The following is an 18,337-nucleotide window of genomic DNA, read 5'->3' on the forward strand; positions in this document are numbered from 1 at the left end:
GCCACACAAGTACGACTCGATGACTGCCAGTGAAGGAACTGCGCGGTGCCGAGACGCACCACCGGCCGACTCGAATCCTCTGAAGTGAGTCGGGGGCTCCGGCCCCCGGAATGTGGAGAGTCGACGTGACAGTTCCCCAGGGTACGGATCCGCAGAACGGCACGCAGGGCGCGGTCCACCGCCGCGCGCAGCACGGCTCCTCGGATCGCACCGAGCAGCTCCAGCGCACCTACGTCCTCGACACCTCGGTGCTGCTGTCGGATCCCTCCTCGATGTTCCGCTTCGCGGAGCACGCCGTCGTCCTGCCGATCGTCGTGATCAGCGAGCTCGAGGGCAAGCGCAACGACCCCGAGATCGGCTACTTCGCCCGCCAGGCGCTGCGGCACCTCGACGAGCTGCGGGTCAAGCACGAGCGGCTGGACTTCCCGATCCGGGTCGGCCGGGGCGGGACCCTCCGCGTCGAGCTGAACCACTCGAACATGTCGGTGCTGCCCAGCGGGCTGCAGCTCGGCGACAACGACTCGCGGATCCTCGCCGTGGCGATGAACCTGCAGAGCGAGGGCGCCCTCGTCACCGTCGTGTCCAAGGACATGCCGATGCGCGTCAAGGCCGCCTCGATCGGCCTCGCCGCGGAGGAGTACCTCGCCGAGCTCGCCCCCGAGTCGGGCTGGACGGGCATGGACGACGTCACCCTCCGGGGCGACCAGATGAGCGAGCTCTACGACCGCGAGCGGCTCTTCACCGACGAGGTCGCCGACATCCCGATCAACACCGGCCTGGTCGTGCACTCGGATCGCGGCTCCGCGCTCGCCCGGGTGACCGGCAAGCGCCAGATCACGCTGGTGCGCGGCGACAAGGACGTCTTCGGGCTGCACGGCCGCTCCGCGGAGCAGCGGCTCGCGATCGACCTGCTGCTCGACCAGGAGGTGGGGATCGTCTCGCTCGGCGGCCGGGCCGGCACCGGCAAGTCGGCGCTCGCACTCTGCGCGGGGCTCGAGGCGGTGCTGGAGAAGCGCCAGCACAAGAAGATCATGGTCTTCCGGCCGCTCTACGCGGTCGGCGGCCAGGACCTCGGCTTCCTGCCCGGCGACGCCGCCGAGAAGATGAACCCCTGGGCGCAGGCGGTCTTCGACACCCTCGGTGCGCTGGTCTCGCAGAACGTGCTCGACGAGGTGATCGAGCGCGGGATGCTCGAGGTGCTGCCGCTGACGCACATCCGCGGGCGCTCGCTGCACGACGCCTTCGTGATCGTGGACGAGGCGCAGTCGCTCGAGCGCAACGTGCTGCTGACGGTGCTGTCCCGGGTCGGCCAGAACTCGCGGGTGGTGCTCACGCACGACGTCGCGCAGCGCGACAACCTGCGGGTCGGCCGCTACGACGGCGTCGCCTCGGTGATCGAGACGCTGAAGGGGCACCCGCTGTTCGCGCACGTGACGCTGACGCGGTCCGAGCGCTCGGCGATCGCGGCACTGGTCACCGAGATGCTGGAGTCGAACGAGTCGGCCTGATCCTCCCTGCCTGAGGCTTGCGTCTGGCGGCCTCCGGCTCGCGGAACAGGTTCCGGCTCGCCGGAATGGCTGGTTCTCGCGAGCCGGAGGTCGTTCCGCGTGCCGGAGGTGCTCCGCGACGGGAGTGATCCGGTGCTGCGGCGCGTAGCGTGGGGCGGGTGAGCATCCTCGACGACGCGCTCCTCGAGCGCTTCCGCCTCCGCGCGGCCGACTACGACGCGCGCAACGTCTTCTTCAGCGAGGACCTCGAGGAGCTGAAGGCCGCCGGGTATCTGACGATGCTCGTCCCGGCGGAGCTCGGCGGCGGCGGCCTCGGACTCGAGCAGGCCACGGCCGAGCACACCCGGCTGGCGACGGCCGCTCCCGCGACCGCGCTCGCGACCACGATGCACCTGGTCTGGACCGGGATCGCGAAGGCCCTGCGCGCCCGCGGCGACGCCTCGCTCGAGCACGTCCTCGTCGACGCGGCGGCCGGGCACGTCTTCGCCTTCGGCAACAGCGAGCCCGGCAACGACCTCGTGCTCTCCGACTCGCTCACCCGCGCGGAGCCCCTCGGCGACGGCGGCTACCGCTTCACCGGCACCAAGATCTTCACCTCGCTCTCGCCCGCCTGGACCCGGCTCGGCGTCTTCGGCCGCGACGACAGCGGGCCGGAGCCGCGGCTCGTGCACGGCTTCGTCGACCGGCCGTCGCCGGACGCGCCGGTGCCGGGGCTCACCGTGCACGACGACTGGGACACCCTCGGCATGCGCGCCACGCAGAGCCGGACCACGGTGCTCGACGGCGTCGAGGTGCCGGCAGCGCGGATGTTCCGCTCGCTGCCCGTCGGCCCGACCGCCGACCCACTGGTCTTCGCGATCTTCGCCGACTTCGAACTGCTGATCGCCTCGGTCTACCTCGGAGTCGCCCAGCGCGCCCTCGAGCTCGGCGTGGCGTCGGCGCGGAAGCGGACGTCGCTCCGGGCCGGCGGGCGGCCGCTCTCCGAGGACCCGGACATCCGCTGGCGCCTCGCCGACGCCGCGATCCTGCTCGACGGGCTCCGCGCACCGCTCGCGAGCGCGGCGGCCGACGTCGACGCGCTCGTGGACCGCGGGGCGGGCTGGTTCCCGTCGCTCGTCGGTGTGAAGATCCGTACCACCGAGGCGGCGCTGCGCATCGTCGAGAGCGCGGTCCGCGTCTCGGGCGGCTCGTCCTACCGCCGCGACTCCGAGCTCTCCCGGCTCTACCGCGACGTGCTCGCCGGGCTCTTCCACCCCTCCGACGACGAGTCCGCGCACGGGCTCTTCGCGAACGCGCTGCTCGGGCCGGTGCCGCCGCGGGAGTGAGCAGTGGACGTCCGGCATCGCCTGTGGACAACTCCGGCGCGCGCGGGGCGATCGGCCCTACAGTCTCCGGATGCACCGGCTCCAGGACCTCTCGGCAGCGCTCGTCGGCGCGGTACTGCTCGGCGCGATCGGGCTCGTGCGGGTCGAGGGGCGGGCGGCGATCGTCGTCCTCGTCGTCGCCATGGCGACCGTGCCGCTCGTGGTCGCGGACGTGCGCGAGCGGCGGCTGCCGAACGCAATGACGGTGCCGATCCTGCTGGCGGGACTCGCGTCGACGGTCGGCGGGGTCGTCGCGGGCCGGACGCCGGGGGAGCTGCCCGTCGTGCTCGCCACGGCTCTCGCGCTCGGAGTGCTGAACCTCGCGGGCGGGCTCGGCCGGGGCGACGTGAAGCTGGGGACGGGGCTCGCGCTGCCGCTCGCGGCGGTCGATCCGGTGCTCGCCCTCCTGGCGCCGGTGCTGGCGTTCGTCCTCGCCGGGGTGTGGAGCCTGCCGTCGGCGCTCCGGGGCGGGGGCGAGCGGATCCCGTTCGGACCCTTCCAGCTCGCCGCGTTCTGGCTCGTCATCGCCGGGGCGTGACGGGCGAGCCTCGGACGCTGGTCCGCACGGTCGCGGAGGTGTAGACCGGGTGCCGAGCGAGGAGGCCGACGTGGCGGACGGCGACGGGGACGACGGGGTGGACGGCGGAAGCACGGTGCGGGAGCGGCGGACGACCTGCGCGATCGTGGGCGGCGGCCCGGCGGGCCTGGTGCTCGGTCTGCTGCTGGCGCGGGCCGGCGTCGCGGTGACGGTGCTGGAGAAGCACGCCGACTTCCTCCGCGACTTCCGCGGCGACACGGTGCATCCGACGACGCTGGGGCTGCTCGAGGACCTCGGGCTCCTCGACCGGTTCGAGGCGATCCGGCACTCGAGGGTGGAGCGGGTGACGATCCCCGGCCACGACGGGCGCGACGTGGTGATCGCGGACTTCACGCGGCTGCCGGTGCGCCACCCGTACGTCGCGATGGTGCCGCAGTGGGACCTGCTGGCCCTGGTCGCCGAGGCGGCGCAGGCCGAGCGCGGCTTCACACTCCTCACCGAGCACGAGGTGACCGACGTCGTCCGCGAGGGCGGACGGGTCGTCGGTGTCGAGTACCGGTCGCCGGACGGGGAGGGGCGCCTGCTCGCCGATCTGACCGTCGCCTGCGACGGGCGCTGGTCGGCCGTGCGCCGGGCGGTCGGGCTGCGGGTGCGGTCGCTGCCGGTCGGCTTCGACGTCTGGTGGTACCGCCTGCCGACCGCGCGGGCCGTGGGCGAGTCGCTCCTGCCGCGGATCGGGCGCGGGCGGGTGTCGATCGCGATCCCGCGCGACGGCTACCTGCAGATCGCGCGGCTGGGGACCAAGGGGACCGACGCGGCGGTGCGGGAGCGGGGGATCGAGGCGTTCCGGGCGGAGGCGGCCGAGCTGCTCCCCGAGGTCGCCGAGGACGTGGCGGGGATCGCGTCGATGGACGACGTGAAGCACCTCGACGTCCGGCTCGAGCGGCTGCCGCGCTGGCACGCTCCGGGGGTGCTCTGCCTCGGCGACGCGGCGCACGCGATGTCGCCGGTGGGCGGAGTCGGCATCAACCTGGCGGTGCAGGACGCGGTGGCGGCGGCGCGGCTGCTGGCCGGGCCGCTGCGCCGCGGGGTGCTGCGGACGGCATCCGGCGAGCGCGTCCTCGCGCGGGTGCAGCGCCGGCGCGCGCTGCCCGCCGTGCTGATCCAGTCGCTGCAGCGGGTGCTGCACGCGCGCCTGATCCTGCCGGCGCTGGCCGGGCGGCTCTCAGGGCCGCCGCCCGCGCTCGCGGCGCTGCTCCGGCTGCTGCCCGGGCTCGCCGTCGTGCCGGCGGCACTGGTCGGCATCGGTCCCCGACCCGAGCGCGCGCCGTCGTGGGCGCGGCGGCCGGCCGGGCGCTGACGCTCGACGTCCCGGCCGCGGTGGGTCTCGATACGCGCCTGCGGCGCTACTCGACCAGCATGGTGTGGGCGCCCGTCCCATGGCGGCGGCCCGGTTCATGTTGATCGAGTAGCCCGCGGAGCGGGCGTATCGAGATCCACCAGCGTCAGGACGTGAGTCTGCAGACTCACGTCCTGCTGAGCACGGTGGGTCTCGATACGCGCCTCCGGCGCTACTCGACCAGCATGCAGGCGGCGCTCATCGCGGAGCGGCCGACCATCGCATGCCGCGGGGTGGGCTGCTGTGCATGCTGATCGAGTAGCCCGCGGAGCGGGCGTATCGAGATCCACCGTCTTCTGAAGTGGTGGGTCTCGGTACGCGCCTCCGGCGCTACCCGACCAGCATGGGAGGGCGGGATTCAGCCCGGGTGGGTCATCGACATGACGTCGAGGGCGCTGTCGAGCTGCGCCTCCGTCACCTCGCCGCGCTCGACGAAGCCGAGGTCGACGACGGACTCGCGGACGGTGATGCCCTTCGCGACCGAGTTCTTCGCGACCTTGGCGGCGGCCTCGTAGCCGATCACCTTGTTCAGCGGCGTGACGATCGAGGGCGAGGACTCGGCGAGGGCGCGCGCGTGCTCGACGTTCGCCTCGAGGCCGTCGATGGTCTTGTCGGCGAGCAGCGTGGCCGAGGCGGTGAGCAGGCGGATCGACTCCAGCAGCGCCGTGCCCATCACCGGGATGGCGACGTTCAGCTCGAACGCACCGGAGGCTCCGGCCCAGGCGATCGTCGCGTCGTTGCCGATGACCCGCGCGCAGACCATCAGGACCGCCTCCGGGATCACCGGGTTCACCTTGCCGGGCATGATCGACGAGCCGGGCTGGAGGTCCGGGATGCTGAGCTCGCCGAGACCGGTGTTCGGGCCGGAGCCCATCCAGCGCAGGTCGTTGTTGATCTTGGTGAGGCTGACCGCGAGCACGCGGAGCGCGCCGGACGCCTCGACGAGCGAGTCGCGGGCGCCCTGCGCCTCGAAGTGGTTGCGGGCCTCGGTGACGGGCAGGCCGGTCTCCTCCGCGAGGCGGGCGATGACCTTCGCCGGGAAGCCGGCGGGCGTGTTGATGCCGGTGCCGACGGCGGTGCCGCCGAGCGGGACCTCCGCGACCCGGGGGAGGGCGGACTGCACGCGCTCGATGCCGAGGCGGATCTGCGCCGCGTAGCCGCCGAACTCCTGCCCGAGGGTGACCGGCGTCGCGTCCATCAGGTGGGTGCGGCCGGCCTTGACGACCTCGGCCCACAGCTCGGCCTTGGTCTCGAGCGCCTCGGCCAGGTGCTCGAGGGAGGGCACCAGGTCCTGGATCAGCGCGCCGGTCACGGCGACGTGCACCGAGGTCGGGAAGACGTCGTTCGAGGACTGCGAGGCGTTGACGTGGTCGTTCGGGTGCACCGGGCGGCCGAGCGCGGTCGTCGCGAGGGTGGCGAGCACCTCGTTCATGTTCATGTTCGACGACGTGCCGGAGCCGGTCTGGTAGACGTCGATCGGGAAGTGCTCGCCGTAGCCGCCGCCGACCACGAGGTCGGCCGCGTCGGCGATGGAGCGGGCGATCTCGCCGTCGAGCACGCCGAGGTCGGCGTTGACGAGGGCCGCGGCCTTCTTGATCCGGGCGAGGGCCGCGATCTGGGCGGGCTCGAGGCCGGCGCCGGAGATCGGGAAGTTCTCGACCGCGCGCTGCGTCTGCGCGGCGTAGAGCGCGTCGCGCGGGACGCGGACCTCGCCCATCGTGTCGTGCTCGATGCGGAAGGCGTCGTCGGCGCCGGAGTCGGTCGGGGAGGTGTCCACCACGCTGTGTTCGTCCTGTTCTGTTCGGTTCATGGGTTCGGTGAGGTCTGGTGCGTCGTCCGCGGCCGGCTACTCGGCGGCCGGCGCGGTCGCGTCGGGGCTCGAGACGCTCTGGAGGGGGCTGGAGGTGCGCTCCTGCTCGGAGCGGTAGGGGCTCATCTGCGGCGGGTCGATGCCGAGGACCACGTCGGAGTCCACGGTGCCGTCGGAGAGGCGGTAGTTGGCGCCGACGACGGCGAGCTCTCCCGCGGCGACCGCGTCGGCGATGAGCGGCGAGCGCTGCAGCAGCTCGGCGACCGTGTCGCGGAGGTGCTCGCGGCCGACGGCGAGGGTGTCGGTGGTCGAGGGGTCGACGAGGACGCGGCCGTCGGGCTGCGGGCCGACGATGCGGCGGACCGCGGGGATGATCGGCTCGATCAGGTGCTCGATGTGCGGGGGCAGCCGCTCGGCGCCGGGAGCCTGCGACTGGATCGCGGCCTTGACCGCTCCGCACTCGTCGTGGCCGAGGACGAGGATCAGCTTCACGCCGAGCACGGCGACGCCGTACTCGAGCGAGCCGATGATCGAGTCGGCGATGACCTGGCCGGCGTTGCGGACCACGAAGAGGTCGCCGAGGCCGAGGTCGAAGATGATCTCGGCCGCAAGGCGCGAGTCGCTGCAGCCGAAGAGCGCGGCGAGCGGCTTCTGCTCGGCGGCGAGCTCGTTGCGGCGCTCGACGTCCTGGCGGGGGTGGCGGGGCTCACCGGCGACGAAGCGCTGGTTGCCGCGCAGCATCTCCTTCCAGACCCACGACGGCGGGCGCGATTCGCGCGCGACGGCGATGCTCTGCGGGACCTCGTGCTGGGGACTCGACGGATCGAAGCTCAACGGGACTCCTCCTGGCCGATCTGCGGGGTGATGGCGTCGACGACCTGGCGGATCTCGTCCGTCGGCGCCGTGCCGTAGACGAGGTAGGTGCTGCCACCGGCCGTCGTCTCGAGAGCGTAGGGGCTGTTGCCGGTCTCGCCGGCACCGTCGCGGTGGTCGTAGACCGTCCACTCGCGGCCGTCGATCTGCTCGACGCCGGTCGCGGCGGCGCTGTCGAGCTGGCCGGAGACCCAGCGCTCGTCGGCGTCGAAGCCCTGGCTGACGCCGATGTAGCCGCTCTTGGGCGTGATCAGGCCGACGTACCAGTACTCGACCCCGCCGTCCTCGCGCAGCTCGGCCGCGTTCGAGGACCAGGAGTCGGGCATGTCGGGCGCGGCGAGCGTCTCGCTCTCGCCGAGCTGGAACTGGGCGGCGACCGCCGGCACGTCGACGGGATCGCGGACGGTGCCCTCGCCGCGCGGGACGATCAGCACGATCAGCGCCACGGCGCCGACGGTCGCGAGCAGCGAGAAGACGAGGTTGTTGACGGTCTTGCGCTGGCGGTAGAGCCGGGAGTTCTCGGCCTTGCGGGCCGCGGTCTCGGCGGCCGTCTCGGGCCGGCCGAGCTCGGCGACGACGCGCGGCGGCTTCTCGCGGCTCATCCGGCGCTCGATCCGCCGGCGGCCGATCCGCCCGAGCGGGCGGCGTCGAGCCGGGCGCGGGCGCCGATCAGCCACTCCTCGCAGCGGGCGGCGAGGGCCTCGCCGCGCTCCCAGAGGGCGAGCGAGCGCTCGAGGGTGGAGCTGCCCTGCTCGAGCTCGGAGACGACGCGGACGAGCTCGTCGCGCGCCTGCTCGTAGCTGAAGCCGGAGACGTCGGTCTCGCCGGAAGGGACGGGGTCGCTCGACGGCACGGCGGGGGAGTCGGTGCGGGCGTCGGCCATGGGGGTGATCCTATCGATCGGGGCTGCGAGGAGGGCGCGGGCGGGTGGGAGCGGGACGGGTCAGCCGCGGCCGGCGGGGTCGGCCGCGGGCCCGGTCGAGCGGGCGGCGACGGCGCCCTCGGCGAGGGTGAGCACGAGCGCCTCGCCCTCGGCCGCGTCCTGCGGGGTGCGGACCACGTGACCGCTGCCGTTCTGCACGATCGCGTAGCCGCGGTCGAGGGTGTGCTGCGGCGAGAGCGCGCGGAGCTGCCCGTGCAGGCGCTCGACCTCGAGGTGGGCCCGCTCGATCCGCCGCTCGACCAGCTCGGCACCGCGGGCGACCCAGCGGGTCAGCTCCTCCGAGCGCTGGTCGACGAGGACCCGGGGCTGCGCGAGGACCGGCCGGGAGCGCAGCTGCGACAGGCGGTCGATCTCGTGCGAGACGAGGCCGCTGACGCGGGTGGTCATCCGCAGCCGCGCCTGCTGCACCCGGAGCAGCTCGTCGGAGACGTCCGGGACGACCCGCTTCGCCGCGTCGGTCGGGGTGGAGGCGCGGAGGTCCGCGACGTCGTCGAGCAGCGGGCGGTCCGCCTCGTGCCCGATCGCGCTGACCACGGGGGTGGTGCAGGCCGCGACCGCCCGCACGAGGGACTCGTCGCTGAAGCCGAGCAGGTTCTGGAAGTCGCCGCCGCCGCGGGCGATGACGATCACGTCGATGCTCGCGTCGGCGTCGAGGGTGCGCAGGGCGGAGGTCACCTCGGACACCGTGCGCTCGCCCTGCACGGCGGCGTGCACGACGCGGAAGCGGACGGCCGGCCAGCGCAGCTGCGCGTTGCGGAGGACGTCCTTCTCGGCGTCGGAGTCCTTGCCGGTGATCAGGCCGATCCCGTGCGGGAGGAAGGGCAGCCGCTGCTTGCGCGCGGGCTCGAACAGCCCCTCCGAGGCGAGCTGCCGGCGCAGTCGCTCGAGCTTCTCGAGCAGATCGCCGAGTCCGACGTGCCGCATCTCGAACACCTGCATCGAGAGCGTGCCGCCCTTGACCCAGTAGTTCGGCTTGACCAGGGCGATCACCCGGTCGCCCTGCTTGAGGTCCGCCGGGAGGCGGGCCCGGACGGAGGACCAGACCGTGAAGCCGACGGTGGCGTCGCCGGAGAGGTCCTTCAGCTTGCCGTAGACGTTGCCGCCGGAGACGCCCCACTGCGTGATCTCACCCTCGACCCACGCGGTGCCGAGGCGCTCGATCCAGCCCTTGATCTTGCTCGCGAGCAGACCGACCGGCCAGGGAGCATCGGCGGTGGGAGGGGCGTCTGTCATCGGTGCCTTCGCTGGAGCGGGCGGGCGGGGGAGCGGGCGGCGGACCCGCGACGACCACGGTACGGGATGCCTCCGACACCTCGGTGGCCGCGTCGCCTGGACGGGCGCGGGGCCGCCCGTCCGGGCGCCGGTCAGCGGATCCGGCCCTTCCGCGGGGAGCACAGGATGCACCGCGTAGAATCGCGGGGTGAGTGAAGCCCCGATCAGCCTGCCCATGCCGCGCATGCCCCGCGCTACCGGGCGCCTGCGCGACGAGCCCGTCGACGGCGCCAAGCGGGTGCTCCTCGCCGCCCCGCGCGGCTACTGCGCCGGCGTCGACCGCGCGGTCGTCGCCGTCGAGAAGGCCATCGAGCACTACGGCGCCCCCGTCTACGTGCGCAAGCAGATCGTGCACAACGTGCACGTCGTCTCCACGCTCGAGAGCCAGGGCGCGATCTTCGTCGAGGAGGTCGACGAGGTCCCCGAGGGCTCGCACATCGTCTTCAGCGCGCACGGCGTCTCGCCGGCGGTCGTGCAGGGCGCGGCCGACCGGGGCCTCCAGGCGATCGACGCGACCTGCCCCCTGGTCACCAAGGTGCACCGCGAGGCCGTCCGCTTCGCGCGCGACGACTTCGAGATCCTCCTGATCGGCCACGAGGGGCACGAGGAGGTCGAGGGCACCGCGGGCGAGGCCCCCGATCACGTGACCCTGGTCGGCAGCCCCGACGACGTCCCGAACATCGTGGTGAAGGACCCGGACAAGGTCGTCTGGCTCTCGCAGACCACGCTCTCGGTCGACGAGACGATGGAGACGGTGCGCCGCCTCCGCGAGCGCTTCCCCAATCTGCAGAACCCGCCGAGCGACGACATCTGCTACGCCACCCAGAACCGCCAGGTCGCGATCAAGAAGGTCGCCGAGCACGCCGAGCTGGTCATCGTGGTCGGCTCGGCCAACTCCTCGAACTCGGTCCGCCTCGTCGAGGTCGCGCTCGAGTACGGCGCGAAGGCCGCGTACCGGATCGACTACGCCAGCGAGATCAAGCAGGAGTGGCTCGACGGCATCCGCACCGTCGGCGTCACCAGCGGCGCCTCGGTGCCCGAGGTCCTCGTGCGCGAGGTGCTCGACGACCTCGCCGCCGCCGGCTACGGCGACGTCGAGGAGGTCAAGACGGCCGAGGAGGACCTGATGTTCTCGCTCCCCAAGGAGCTCCGCAAGGACGTCGCCGGAAAGCGCGACGCCCGCGGGGCCGGCGGACGCGTGAGCGCCTCCGTCAGCGCCTGACGCACCGCACGCAGAACGCCGAGAAGGCCGCCGCTCCCGAGGGAGGGGCGGCCTTCTCGCGTGAGCGGGTCCGGGCGCTAGACGTCCGTGCCGGTCCCGGCGGACATCCGCGAGACGTAGTCGGCGAAGGTCGGATCGCCGAGGATGGCGATGGCCGCGACCGTCAGCGAGAGCACGACCGTCGCGACGATCCCCAGGATCGGCACCAGCACGGCGCGCTTGCCGGCCCGCAGCCGGCGGATCGAGATCCAGACCGCGAACGCGACGATCAGCGCCTGCGCGAGCGCCACGACCAGCCCGAGGGTGCGGGCGAGATCGGGGGAGGCGTAGGTGCCGATGCCCTGGCTCGTGTAGAGCTCGGAGAGCGTGGTGGCGAAGCTCGACGGGTCGAGCAGCGTCGGCACGGCGAAGAAGACGCCGAGCGCCAGCAGGATGATCGTGATCAGCCGGTCGACGGGGTGCGCGACGGTCCTCGCCGACGGCGCGGTGGCGGGCCGCGGATCGGTCTCGGACCCTCGCGGGTCGGGGACGACGACGGCGTCCTCCGGAGGCGTCCACGACCAGCCGGGCGGCGCGTACTCGCCGTACTGCGGTTCCGGGCGCGGGGAGCCGCTCGGCTGGTCGTGTGCGTTCGTCACGGAGCGGTGCCCTACTTCCCGGAGTGGCCGGCGGAGCCGAGCTGGCGGGTCGCCTCGGCGACGCGGACGGCCATGGCGGACTCGGCGATCTTGCCCCACGAGCGCGGGTCGTAGACCTTCTTGTTGCCGACCTCGCCGTCGACCTTGAGGAAGCCGTCGTAGTTCTTCAGCACCGTGTCGGCGACCGAGCGGCTGAAGGCGTACTGGGTGTCGGTGTCGATGTTCATCTTCACGACGCCGTTGCGGACCGCCTCGGCGATCTCCTCGTCGGTCGAGCCGGAGCCGCCGTGGAAGACGAGGTCGAGCGGGAGGGCCTCGGTGCCGTACTTCTTCTGCAGGCCGTCCTGGATCTCGCGGAGCAGCTCGGGGCGCAGTCGCACGTTGCCGGGCTTGTAGACGCCGTGGACGTTGCCGAAGGTCAGCGCGGCCATGTAGCGGCCCTGCTCGCCGAAGCCGAGGGCCTCGACGGTCGCGATCGCGTCGTCGAGCGTGGTGTAGAGGTGCTCGTTGATGTCGTGCGAGACGCCGTCCTCCTCGCCGCCGACGACGCCGATCTCGACCTCGAGGATCGCGTTGATCGCCTTCACGCGCGGCAGGATCTCCTGGGCGATCTTCAGGTTCTCGTCGAGGGGCACGGCCGAGCCGTCCCACATGTGCGACTGGAAGAGCGGCTCGCGACCGGCCTTGACCTCCTCCTCGGAGGCGGCGATCAGCGGATAGACGAAGCCCTCGAGCGCGTTCTGCGGGCAGTGGTCGGTGTGCAGCGCGACCGTGACCGGGTAGTTCTTGGCGACCTCGGTGGCGAACTTCGCGAAGGCGATCGCACCGGCGGCGCGGTTCTTGACCGTGTGGCCGGCGAAGTAGTCGGCGCCTCCGGTCGTGACCTGGATGATGCCGTCCGAGCCGGCCTCGGACAGGCCCTGCAGCACCGAGTTGATGGTCTGCGAGGAGGAGACGTTGAACGCGGGGTACGCGAAGCCGCCCTTCTTCGCCTTGTCGAGCATCTCTGCGTACTGGTCCGGGGTAGCGACGGGCATGGCATCTCCTTTGACGGATGAACGGGAGGGGGTCGGGCGAGGCCCGCGTCGGCGTCGAGTCTAGCGAGGCGGCTGCGGGGCATCCCCCGGGCGCGGGGCACGCCTCCGATAGGCTTCGCCCTGGGATGGGGATCCGCTCCGCGGGTCCTGCGACGACGCCGTCTGCACGAACTCGAACGCGAAGGACTCCGCGCTGTGACCGAAATCGACCACGACTCGCTCTACCTCCACCCGGACCGCAACCTCGGCATGGAGCTCGTCCGAGCCACCGAGGCGGCGGCGATCCGCGCCGTCCCCTTCATCGGCAAGGGCGACAAGAACGCCGCCGACGGCGCCGCCGTCGACGCGATGCGCACCTTCCTCGGCACCGTCAACTTCGACGGGGTCGTCGTCATCGGCGAGGGCGAGAAGGACAACGCGCCGATGCTCTACAACGGCGAGCACGTCGGCAACGGCTCCGGGCCGGCCGCCGACATCGCCGTCGACCCGATCGACGGCACCTCGCTGACCGCGGCGGGCCGGCAGAACGCGCTGTCGATGATCGCCGTCGCCGACCGCGGGGCGATGTTCGACCCGTCCGCCGTCTTCTACATGGAGAAGATCGTCACCGGGCCCGAGGGCGTGGGGATCATCGACATCCAGCGCCCGATCGGCGAGAACATCCGCGCGCTCGCGCGGGCCAAGCGCAAGCCCGTCGACGAGATGCGGATCGCGGTGCTCGACCGCCCGCGGCACGCGCAGCTGATCGACGACATCCGCGCCGCCGGTGCCGGCACGCGGCTGCTGCTCGACGGCGACGTCGCGGGCGGCATCAACGCCGCTCGGCACGACTCGCGGGTCGACATGTGCGTCGGCACCGGTGGGACGCCCGAGGGCATCATCACCGCGTGCGCGATCCGCGCGCTCGGCGGCGTGATCCAGGGCATCCTCCGCCCCAAGGACGACGACGAGCGCCAGCGCGCGATCGACGCCGGCCACGACCTCGACCGCGTCCTGCACGCGAACGACCTGGTCCGCAGCGACAACACCTACTTCGTCGCCACCGGCGTGACCAACGGCGGTCTGGTGAAGGGCGTCCGCAAGGAGGGCCACATCATCACCACCGAGTCGATCGTCCTGCGCTCGCGCTCGGGCACGATCCGCCGCGTGACGGCCCAGCACCTTGCGGAGAAGTGGGTCTAGGCCGCCGACCCCGCCACCTGCTGGTCGAGTAGCCGCGCAGCGGCGCCCACACGCTGGTCGAGTAGCCGCGGAGCGGCGCACCCATGCTGGTCGAGTAGCCGCGGAGCGGCGTATCGAGACCCCGCCTCCATCGGACGGTGGATCTCGATACGCGCCCTGTGGGCGCTACTCGATCAGCATGATGGCGCGCGCCCTGTCCGACGGTCGAGCCGCCGCGGAGTGGCGCCCACATGCTGGTCGAGTAGCCGCGCAGCGGCGTATCGAGACCCGCGTTCATGCGTGGGTGGATCTCGATACGCGCCCCGGGGGCGCTACTCGATCAGCATGGACGGCGCGCTCGGCCGCTGCATGCACGGCGCGTGCGGTCGTACGACGTCGACACGTTCCATGCTGGTCGAGTAGCCGCGCAGCGGCGTATCGAGACCCCGCGGCTCAGGCCGTGCGCTCGTCCGGGGCGAGGAGCTCGACGGCCGTCAGGCGGCGCGGGGACGTCGTGACGCCGCCGGCCGGCGCGATCACGCGGGACTCGTCGAGGGTGTCGAACTGGCGCGCGGTGACGAGGACGCGGGTCTCGAGCGAGCCTGCGAAGGCGTTGTAGGAGTCGACCGTCTTCTCGATCGAGCGGCGCAGCCCCTCGGCGTGGTCGGCGAGGGTGGCGAGGCGGGCGTAGAGCGTCTTTCCGAGGTCGAGCAGCCGCTTCGCGTCGTCGGTCAGGACGTCCTGCTGCCAGGTGTACGCGACGGTCTTCAGCACCGACCAGAGCGTCACCGGCGAGGCGAGGGCGACCCGCTTGCGGAACGCGTACTCCAGCAGCGTCGGGTCGGCGTCGAGCGCGCTGGCGAGCAGCGGCTCGCTGGGGATGAAGGCGATGACGAACTCCGGGCTCGCCGGCAGCCCGGTCCAGTAGGCGCGGCCGGCGAGGGCGTCGATGTGCCCGCGGAGGGCGCGCACGTGCGCGCGCAGCAGCCCGGTGCGCCGCGCCTCCTCCTCGGCACCCGTCCCCGCGGGGATCGCGCTCGCCTCGAGGTAGGCGTCGAACGGCACCTTCGCGTCCACGGCGATCGCCTTGCCGCCGGGGAGGCGCACGACCATGTCGGCGCGGCCCTTCCCGCCCTCGCCTTCCAGGCCGAACTGCACGTCGAAGTCGACCCGCTGCGTCAGCCCGGCCGCCTCCACCACGTTGCGCAGCTGCGTCTCGCCCCACGCACCGCGGCTGGCGCTCGAGCGCAGCGCCGAGGCGAGCGTCTCGGTGGTCGAGCGGAGCCGCTCCCCGGCGAGCCGCTGCCCCTCCAGCTGCTCGGTGATGGCGCCGAACTGCGCGGCGCGCTCGCTCTCGAGGCGGCGCACCGACTCCTGCATCCCGCGCAGGCTCTCGGCGACGGGGGAGAGCGTCTGCAGGATCCGCGCGTCGTGGCGCTCGCGCTCGGCGACGACCCGCAGCTGCTCCTGCAGCTCGCGGATCTGGTCGCGGGCGGAGCCGAGGTGCTCGCGGTGCTGCTCGACGACGGACTCGTGCCGCTCCTCGAGCCCCTCGGCCCGCGCCTGCGCGGTGGCCAGCTCGAGGGCGAGCGCGGTGTCGGGAGTGCGGGCGCGGGCGAGGAGCACGGCGACGACGGCGGCGAGGAGCGCGCCGACCGCGAGGCCGAGGACGAAGCTGAGTTCCATGCGCCGAGGAGACCACGGACCTCCGACATCCGCGCGGCGGCGCTCCGGAGCGCCGCCCTGCGCCCCGGGAGATGTGCTCGACGGAGTGTCCTCCACCGGTTCGCGGGCCGCCGGACACGCGATCGGACGCTGCCGCGCAGCTCGCGCCCTGCGGCGGATCGTCCTGCGCCCGGCCGCTAGCGTGGAGGGATGAGCCCGGCCGATCCCTCACCGGCCGCCGCCTCCCCGTCCGCCGTCCGACGGCGCCGCGGAGGGACGGCGGCCCTCGCCGCCCTCGCGGTCGTGCTGCTGCTCACCGGAGCCTCGGACCTGAGCGCCGCGGCCGCTCCCGCGACCGAGGTGCCCGGCATCCGGATGTGGACGGACCTGGCCGGCGGCGTGGACGAGTCCGGCTTCGACCCGGGCGACATCGTCTCGGACGAGGTCTTCTTCGACGGCGGCGCGCTCGGCCCGCTGACCGTTCAGGCGTTCCTGAACGCGCGGGTGCCCTCCTGCGCCGGAACCGACGTCCCCTGCCTGCGCGACTACGCCGAGGACACCGGCGACGTCGCCGCCGACGAGCAGTGCGACGCGTATCTCGGCGGGCAGGACGTCTCCGCCGCGGAGATCGTCAGCGCGGTCGCGGGCGCCTGCGACGTCAGCCCCGCCGTGCTGCTGACACTGCTGCAGAAGGAGCAGTCGCTCGTCACCGACAGTGCGCCGAGCGAGCGGCAGTTCCGCAGCGCCACCGGCTACGGCTGCCCGGACACGGCCGACTGCGACAGCGACTACTTCGGCTTCTTCGGCCAGGTCTACGGTGCGGCCTGGCAGTTCCAGCGCTACCGGAACCCCGACAGCAGCTTCGACTGGTACCCGGTCGGCGAGACCAGCGAGATCCAGTACTCGCCCGATGCCGCGTGCGGGACCGCTCCGGTGCGGATCGAGAACGCGGCGACGGCGGGGCTCTACTACTACACGCCGTATCAGCCGAACGCCGCGGCGCTGGCGAACCTCTACGGCTCGGGCGACGCATGCTCGGCCTACGGCAACCGCAACTTCTGGCGCATCTTCAGCAACTGGTTCGGCGACCCGCGCGCGGGGGAGTGACTCGCAGGGGCTCTCGGATCGCCGGCCCGGGCGTCAGGCGGCGACCGGCGCCTTCGGCCGCAGGCGCTTGACCGAGACTCCGGCCAGCTCGCCGAGCTCGGCCAGGCTCCCGGCCCCGTGCCGGCGGGCGGCGTGTACGACGATCGCGGCGCAGGCCTCGGCGTCGGCCGAGGCGTCGTGATGGCGGAAGTCGTCGTAGCCGGCGGCGAACGCGACGGACGGCAGGCGGTAGGACTCGAGCTGGTAGGTCCTGCGGGCGAGCTGGAGCGAGCAGAGGTAGTCGTAGGCGGGGAGCTCGAGCGCGGTCGCGGCGCAGGCGGCGCGGATGACGCTCATGTCGAAGCCGGCGTTGTGGGCCACGAAGACGTCCTCGCCGGCGAAGGCGACGAGGTCGGCGAACTGCTCGACCCAGGAGGCCGCGCCGTGCACGTCGTGCTTGCGGATGCCGTGGATGCGGGTGTTCCACTCGAGGAAGTCGTCGTAGCCGTAGGGCGGGCGGATGAGCCAGCCTGCGCGGTCGACGACGCGGCCGTCGCGGACCTTCACCAGCCCGACCGAGCAGGCGGACGCTCCGTGCGAATTGGCGGTCTCGAAGTCGATGGCGGTGAAGTCGATGGGCACGACTTCACCCTCTCACGCACCTCCGACGCCGCCGGGACCGGCACGCGGCGCCCCCGCGACCACGCCGTAGGATGGATGCCCGTGGCTCTCACTATCGCAATCGTCGGACTCCCCAACGTCGGCAAGTCGACGCTCTTCAACGCGCTGACCAAGAACACGGTGCTCGCCGCGAACTACCCGTTCGCGACGATCGAGCCCAACGTCGGAGTCGTGAACCTGCCCGACTCCCGCCTCGAGGTGCTCGCCGGCATCTTCGGCTCCGAGCGCATCCTCCCCGCGCCCGTGTCGTTCGTCGATATCGCCGGCATCGTCCGCGGCGCCTCGGAGGGCGAGGGCCTGGGCAACAAGTTCCTCGCCAACATCCGCGAGGCGGACGCGATCGCCCAGGTCATCCGCGGCTTCGAGGACGCCGACGTCGTGCACGTCGACGGCAAGGTCGACGCCGCGAGCGACATGGAGACGATCAACACCGAGCTCGTCCTCGCCGACCTGCAGACCCTCGAAAAGGCCGAGGCGCGCTACGAGAAGGAGCTGAAGGGGAAGAAGATCGAGCCCATCGTCCTCGAGACGGCGAAGAAAGCCCGTGAGTTCCTCGACACCGGCAAGCCGCTCTCGGCGTCCTCGATCGAGCTCGAGCCGATCCGCGAGCTGGGCCTGCTGACCGCGAAGCCCTTCATCTACGTCTTCAACGTCGACGAGGCCGTGCTGACCGACGAGGCGCGCAAGGCCGAGCTGGCCGCGCTGGTCGCCCCCGCGCATGCGATCTTCCTCGACGCCAAGATCGAGTCCGAGCTGATCGACCTCGACGAGGCCGACGCTGCCGAGATGCTCGAGTCCACCGGCCAGACCGAGTCGGGCCTCAACCAGCTCGCGTCCATCGGCTTCGACACCCTCGGCCTGCAGACCTACCTGACGGCGGGCCCGAAGGAGACGCGGGCCTGGACGATCGGCAAGGGCTGGACCGCCCCGCAGGCGGCCGGCGTGATCCACACCGACTTCCAGAAGGGCTTCATCAAGGCCGAGATCATCTCGTTCGACGACCTCGTCGAGACCGGCTCCATCGCCGAGGCGCGCGCGAAGGGCAAGGCCCGCATCGAGGGCAAGGACTACGTGATGCAGGACGGCGACGTGGTGGAGTTCCGCTTCAACGTCTGACGCTTCGCCGGGCTCCGGCTCGCG

The 18,337-nt window shown here is 72.5% G+C and carries 17 protein-coding genes; 8 read left to right on the forward strand and 9 right to left on the reverse strand.

The annotated features are described in order from the left end of the window. The first annotated feature begins 110 nt into the window (after positions 1-110). From phoH2 to C1I64_RS02860, 4 genes are all read left to right on the forward strand, one after another. Positions 111-1,508, forward strand: coding sequence for an RNA 5'-3' helicase PhoH2 (phoH2, locus tag C1I64_RS02845; protein WP_123445416.1), 1,398 nt, complete (start codon positions 111-113; stop codon positions 1,506-1,508). A gap of 149 nt (positions 1,509-1,657) precedes the next feature. After that, positions 1,658-2,833: an acyl-CoA dehydrogenase family protein gene (locus tag C1I64_RS02850; RefSeq protein ID WP_127886138.1), complete on the forward strand. Its 1,176-nt coding sequence runs from the start codon at positions 1,658-1,660 to the stop codon at positions 2,831-2,833. Positions 2,834-2,903: 70 nt separating this feature from the next. Then, on the forward strand, positions 2,904-3,410 hold the full coding sequence (locus C1I64_RS02855; protein WP_127886139.1) for a prepilin peptidase: 507 nt from the start codon (positions 2,904-2,906) through the stop codon (positions 3,408-3,410). A 70-nt stretch (positions 3,411-3,480) separates the two neighbouring features. Continuing rightward, positions 3,481-4,770, forward strand: a complete 1,290-nt coding sequence (locus C1I64_RS02860) for an FAD-dependent oxidoreductase (protein ID WP_244209389.1) — start codon at positions 3,481-3,483, stop codon at positions 4,768-4,770. A gap of 397 nt (positions 4,771-5,167) precedes the next feature. On the opposite strand, the gene C1I64_RS02865 is transcribed toward C1I64_RS02860, so the two are convergent. The 5 genes from C1I64_RS02865 to xseA all read right to left on the reverse strand — a co-directional run bounded on the left by C1I64_RS02865 (position 5,168) and on the right by xseA (position 9,668). Then, positions 5,168-6,589: a class II fumarate hydratase gene (locus tag C1I64_RS02865; protein WP_243732790.1), complete on the reverse strand. Its 1,422-nt coding sequence runs from the start codon at positions 6,587-6,589 to the stop codon at positions 5,168-5,170. A gap of 66 nt (positions 6,590-6,655) precedes the next feature. Next, complete coding sequence (locus C1I64_RS02870) at positions 6,656-7,360, reverse strand: carbonic anhydrase (protein ID WP_127888435.1); 705 nt, start codon at positions 7,358-7,360, stop codon at positions 6,656-6,658. An 89-nt stretch (positions 7,361-7,449) separates the two neighbouring features. Further along, a complete protein-coding gene (locus C1I64_RS02875; protein WP_127886140.1) occupies positions 7,450-8,094 on the reverse strand; it encodes a DUF4245 domain-containing protein in 645 nt (214 codons plus the stop codon). Next, positions 8,091-8,375: an exodeoxyribonuclease VII small subunit gene (locus tag C1I64_RS02880; protein WP_244209390.1), complete on the reverse strand. Its 285-nt coding sequence runs from the start codon at positions 8,373-8,375 to the stop codon at positions 8,091-8,093. The genes C1I64_RS02875 and C1I64_RS02880 overlap by 4 nt, the downstream gene beginning before the upstream one ends. A gap of 60 nt (positions 8,376-8,435) precedes the next feature. Continuing rightward, positions 8,436-9,668, reverse strand: coding sequence for an exodeoxyribonuclease VII large subunit (xseA, locus tag C1I64_RS02885; protein WP_127886141.1), 1,233 nt, complete (start codon positions 9,666-9,668; stop codon positions 8,436-8,438). A gap of 214 nt (positions 9,669-9,882) precedes the next feature. Here xseA and C1I64_RS02890 point away from each other — a divergent pair, with 214 nt between their 5' ends. Then, positions 9,883-10,929 (forward strand): 4-hydroxy-3-methylbut-2-enyl diphosphate reductase, encoded by a 1,047-nt coding sequence (locus C1I64_RS02890; protein ID WP_123445422.1) that lies wholly within the window; start codon positions 9,883-9,885, stop codon positions 10,927-10,929. Positions 10,930-11,006: 77 nt separating this feature from the next. Here C1I64_RS02890 and C1I64_RS02895 read toward each other — a convergent pair whose 3' ends face one another. Further along, positions 11,007-11,567, reverse strand: coding sequence for a DUF6264 family protein (locus C1I64_RS02895; protein ID WP_127886142.1), 561 nt, complete (start codon positions 11,565-11,567; stop codon positions 11,007-11,009). A gap of 11 nt (positions 11,568-11,578) precedes the next feature. After that, positions 11,579-12,604: a class II fructose-bisphosphate aldolase gene (fbaA, locus tag C1I64_RS02900; RefSeq protein WP_123445424.1), complete on the reverse strand. Its 1,026-nt coding sequence runs from the start codon at positions 12,602-12,604 to the stop codon at positions 11,579-11,581. A gap of 249 nt (positions 12,605-12,853) precedes the next feature. On the opposite strand from fbaA, the gene glpX reads away from it, so the two are divergent. Further along, positions 12,854-13,786 carry a class II fructose-bisphosphatase gene (glpX, locus tag C1I64_RS02905; RefSeq protein WP_123704712.1) on the forward strand — a complete coding sequence of 311 codons (933 nt, stop codon included), beginning with the start codon at positions 12,854-12,856 and terminating at the stop codon, positions 13,784-13,786. A gap of 432 nt (positions 13,787-14,218) precedes the next feature. On the opposite strand, the gene C1I64_RS02910 is transcribed toward glpX, so the two are convergent. Next, entirely contained in the window at positions 14,219-15,451 is a 1,233-nt protein-coding gene (locus C1I64_RS02910) for a DNA recombination protein RmuC (RefSeq protein ID WP_127886143.1), read from the reverse strand. 189 nt (positions 15,452-15,640) lie between these two features. Between C1I64_RS02910 and C1I64_RS02915 the strand changes: the two genes are divergently transcribed. Further along, positions 15,641-16,537, forward strand: coding sequence for a hemagglutinin (locus C1I64_RS02915; RefSeq protein WP_127886144.1), 897 nt, complete (start codon positions 15,641-15,643; stop codon positions 16,535-16,537). Positions 16,538-16,570: 33 nt separating this feature from the next. On the opposite strand, the gene C1I64_RS02920 is transcribed toward C1I64_RS02915, so the two are convergent. Beyond that, positions 16,571-17,158, reverse strand: coding sequence for an exonuclease domain-containing protein (locus C1I64_RS02920; protein WP_123445426.1), 588 nt, complete (start codon positions 17,156-17,158; stop codon positions 16,571-16,573). An 81-nt stretch (positions 17,159-17,239) separates the two neighbouring features. Here C1I64_RS02920 and ychF point away from each other — a divergent pair, with 81 nt between their 5' ends. After that, a complete protein-coding gene (gene ychF / locus C1I64_RS02925) occupies positions 17,240-18,313 on the forward strand; it encodes a redox-regulated ATPase YchF (protein WP_127886145.1) in 1,074 nt (357 codons plus the stop codon). Positions 18,314-18,337 lie beyond the last annotated feature (24 nt).

It is taken from the genome of Rathayibacter festucae DSM 15932, assembly GCF_004011135.1.
GTDB classification, from domain to species: Bacteria; Actinomycetota; Actinomycetes; order Actinomycetales; family Microbacteriaceae; genus Rathayibacter; species Rathayibacter festucae.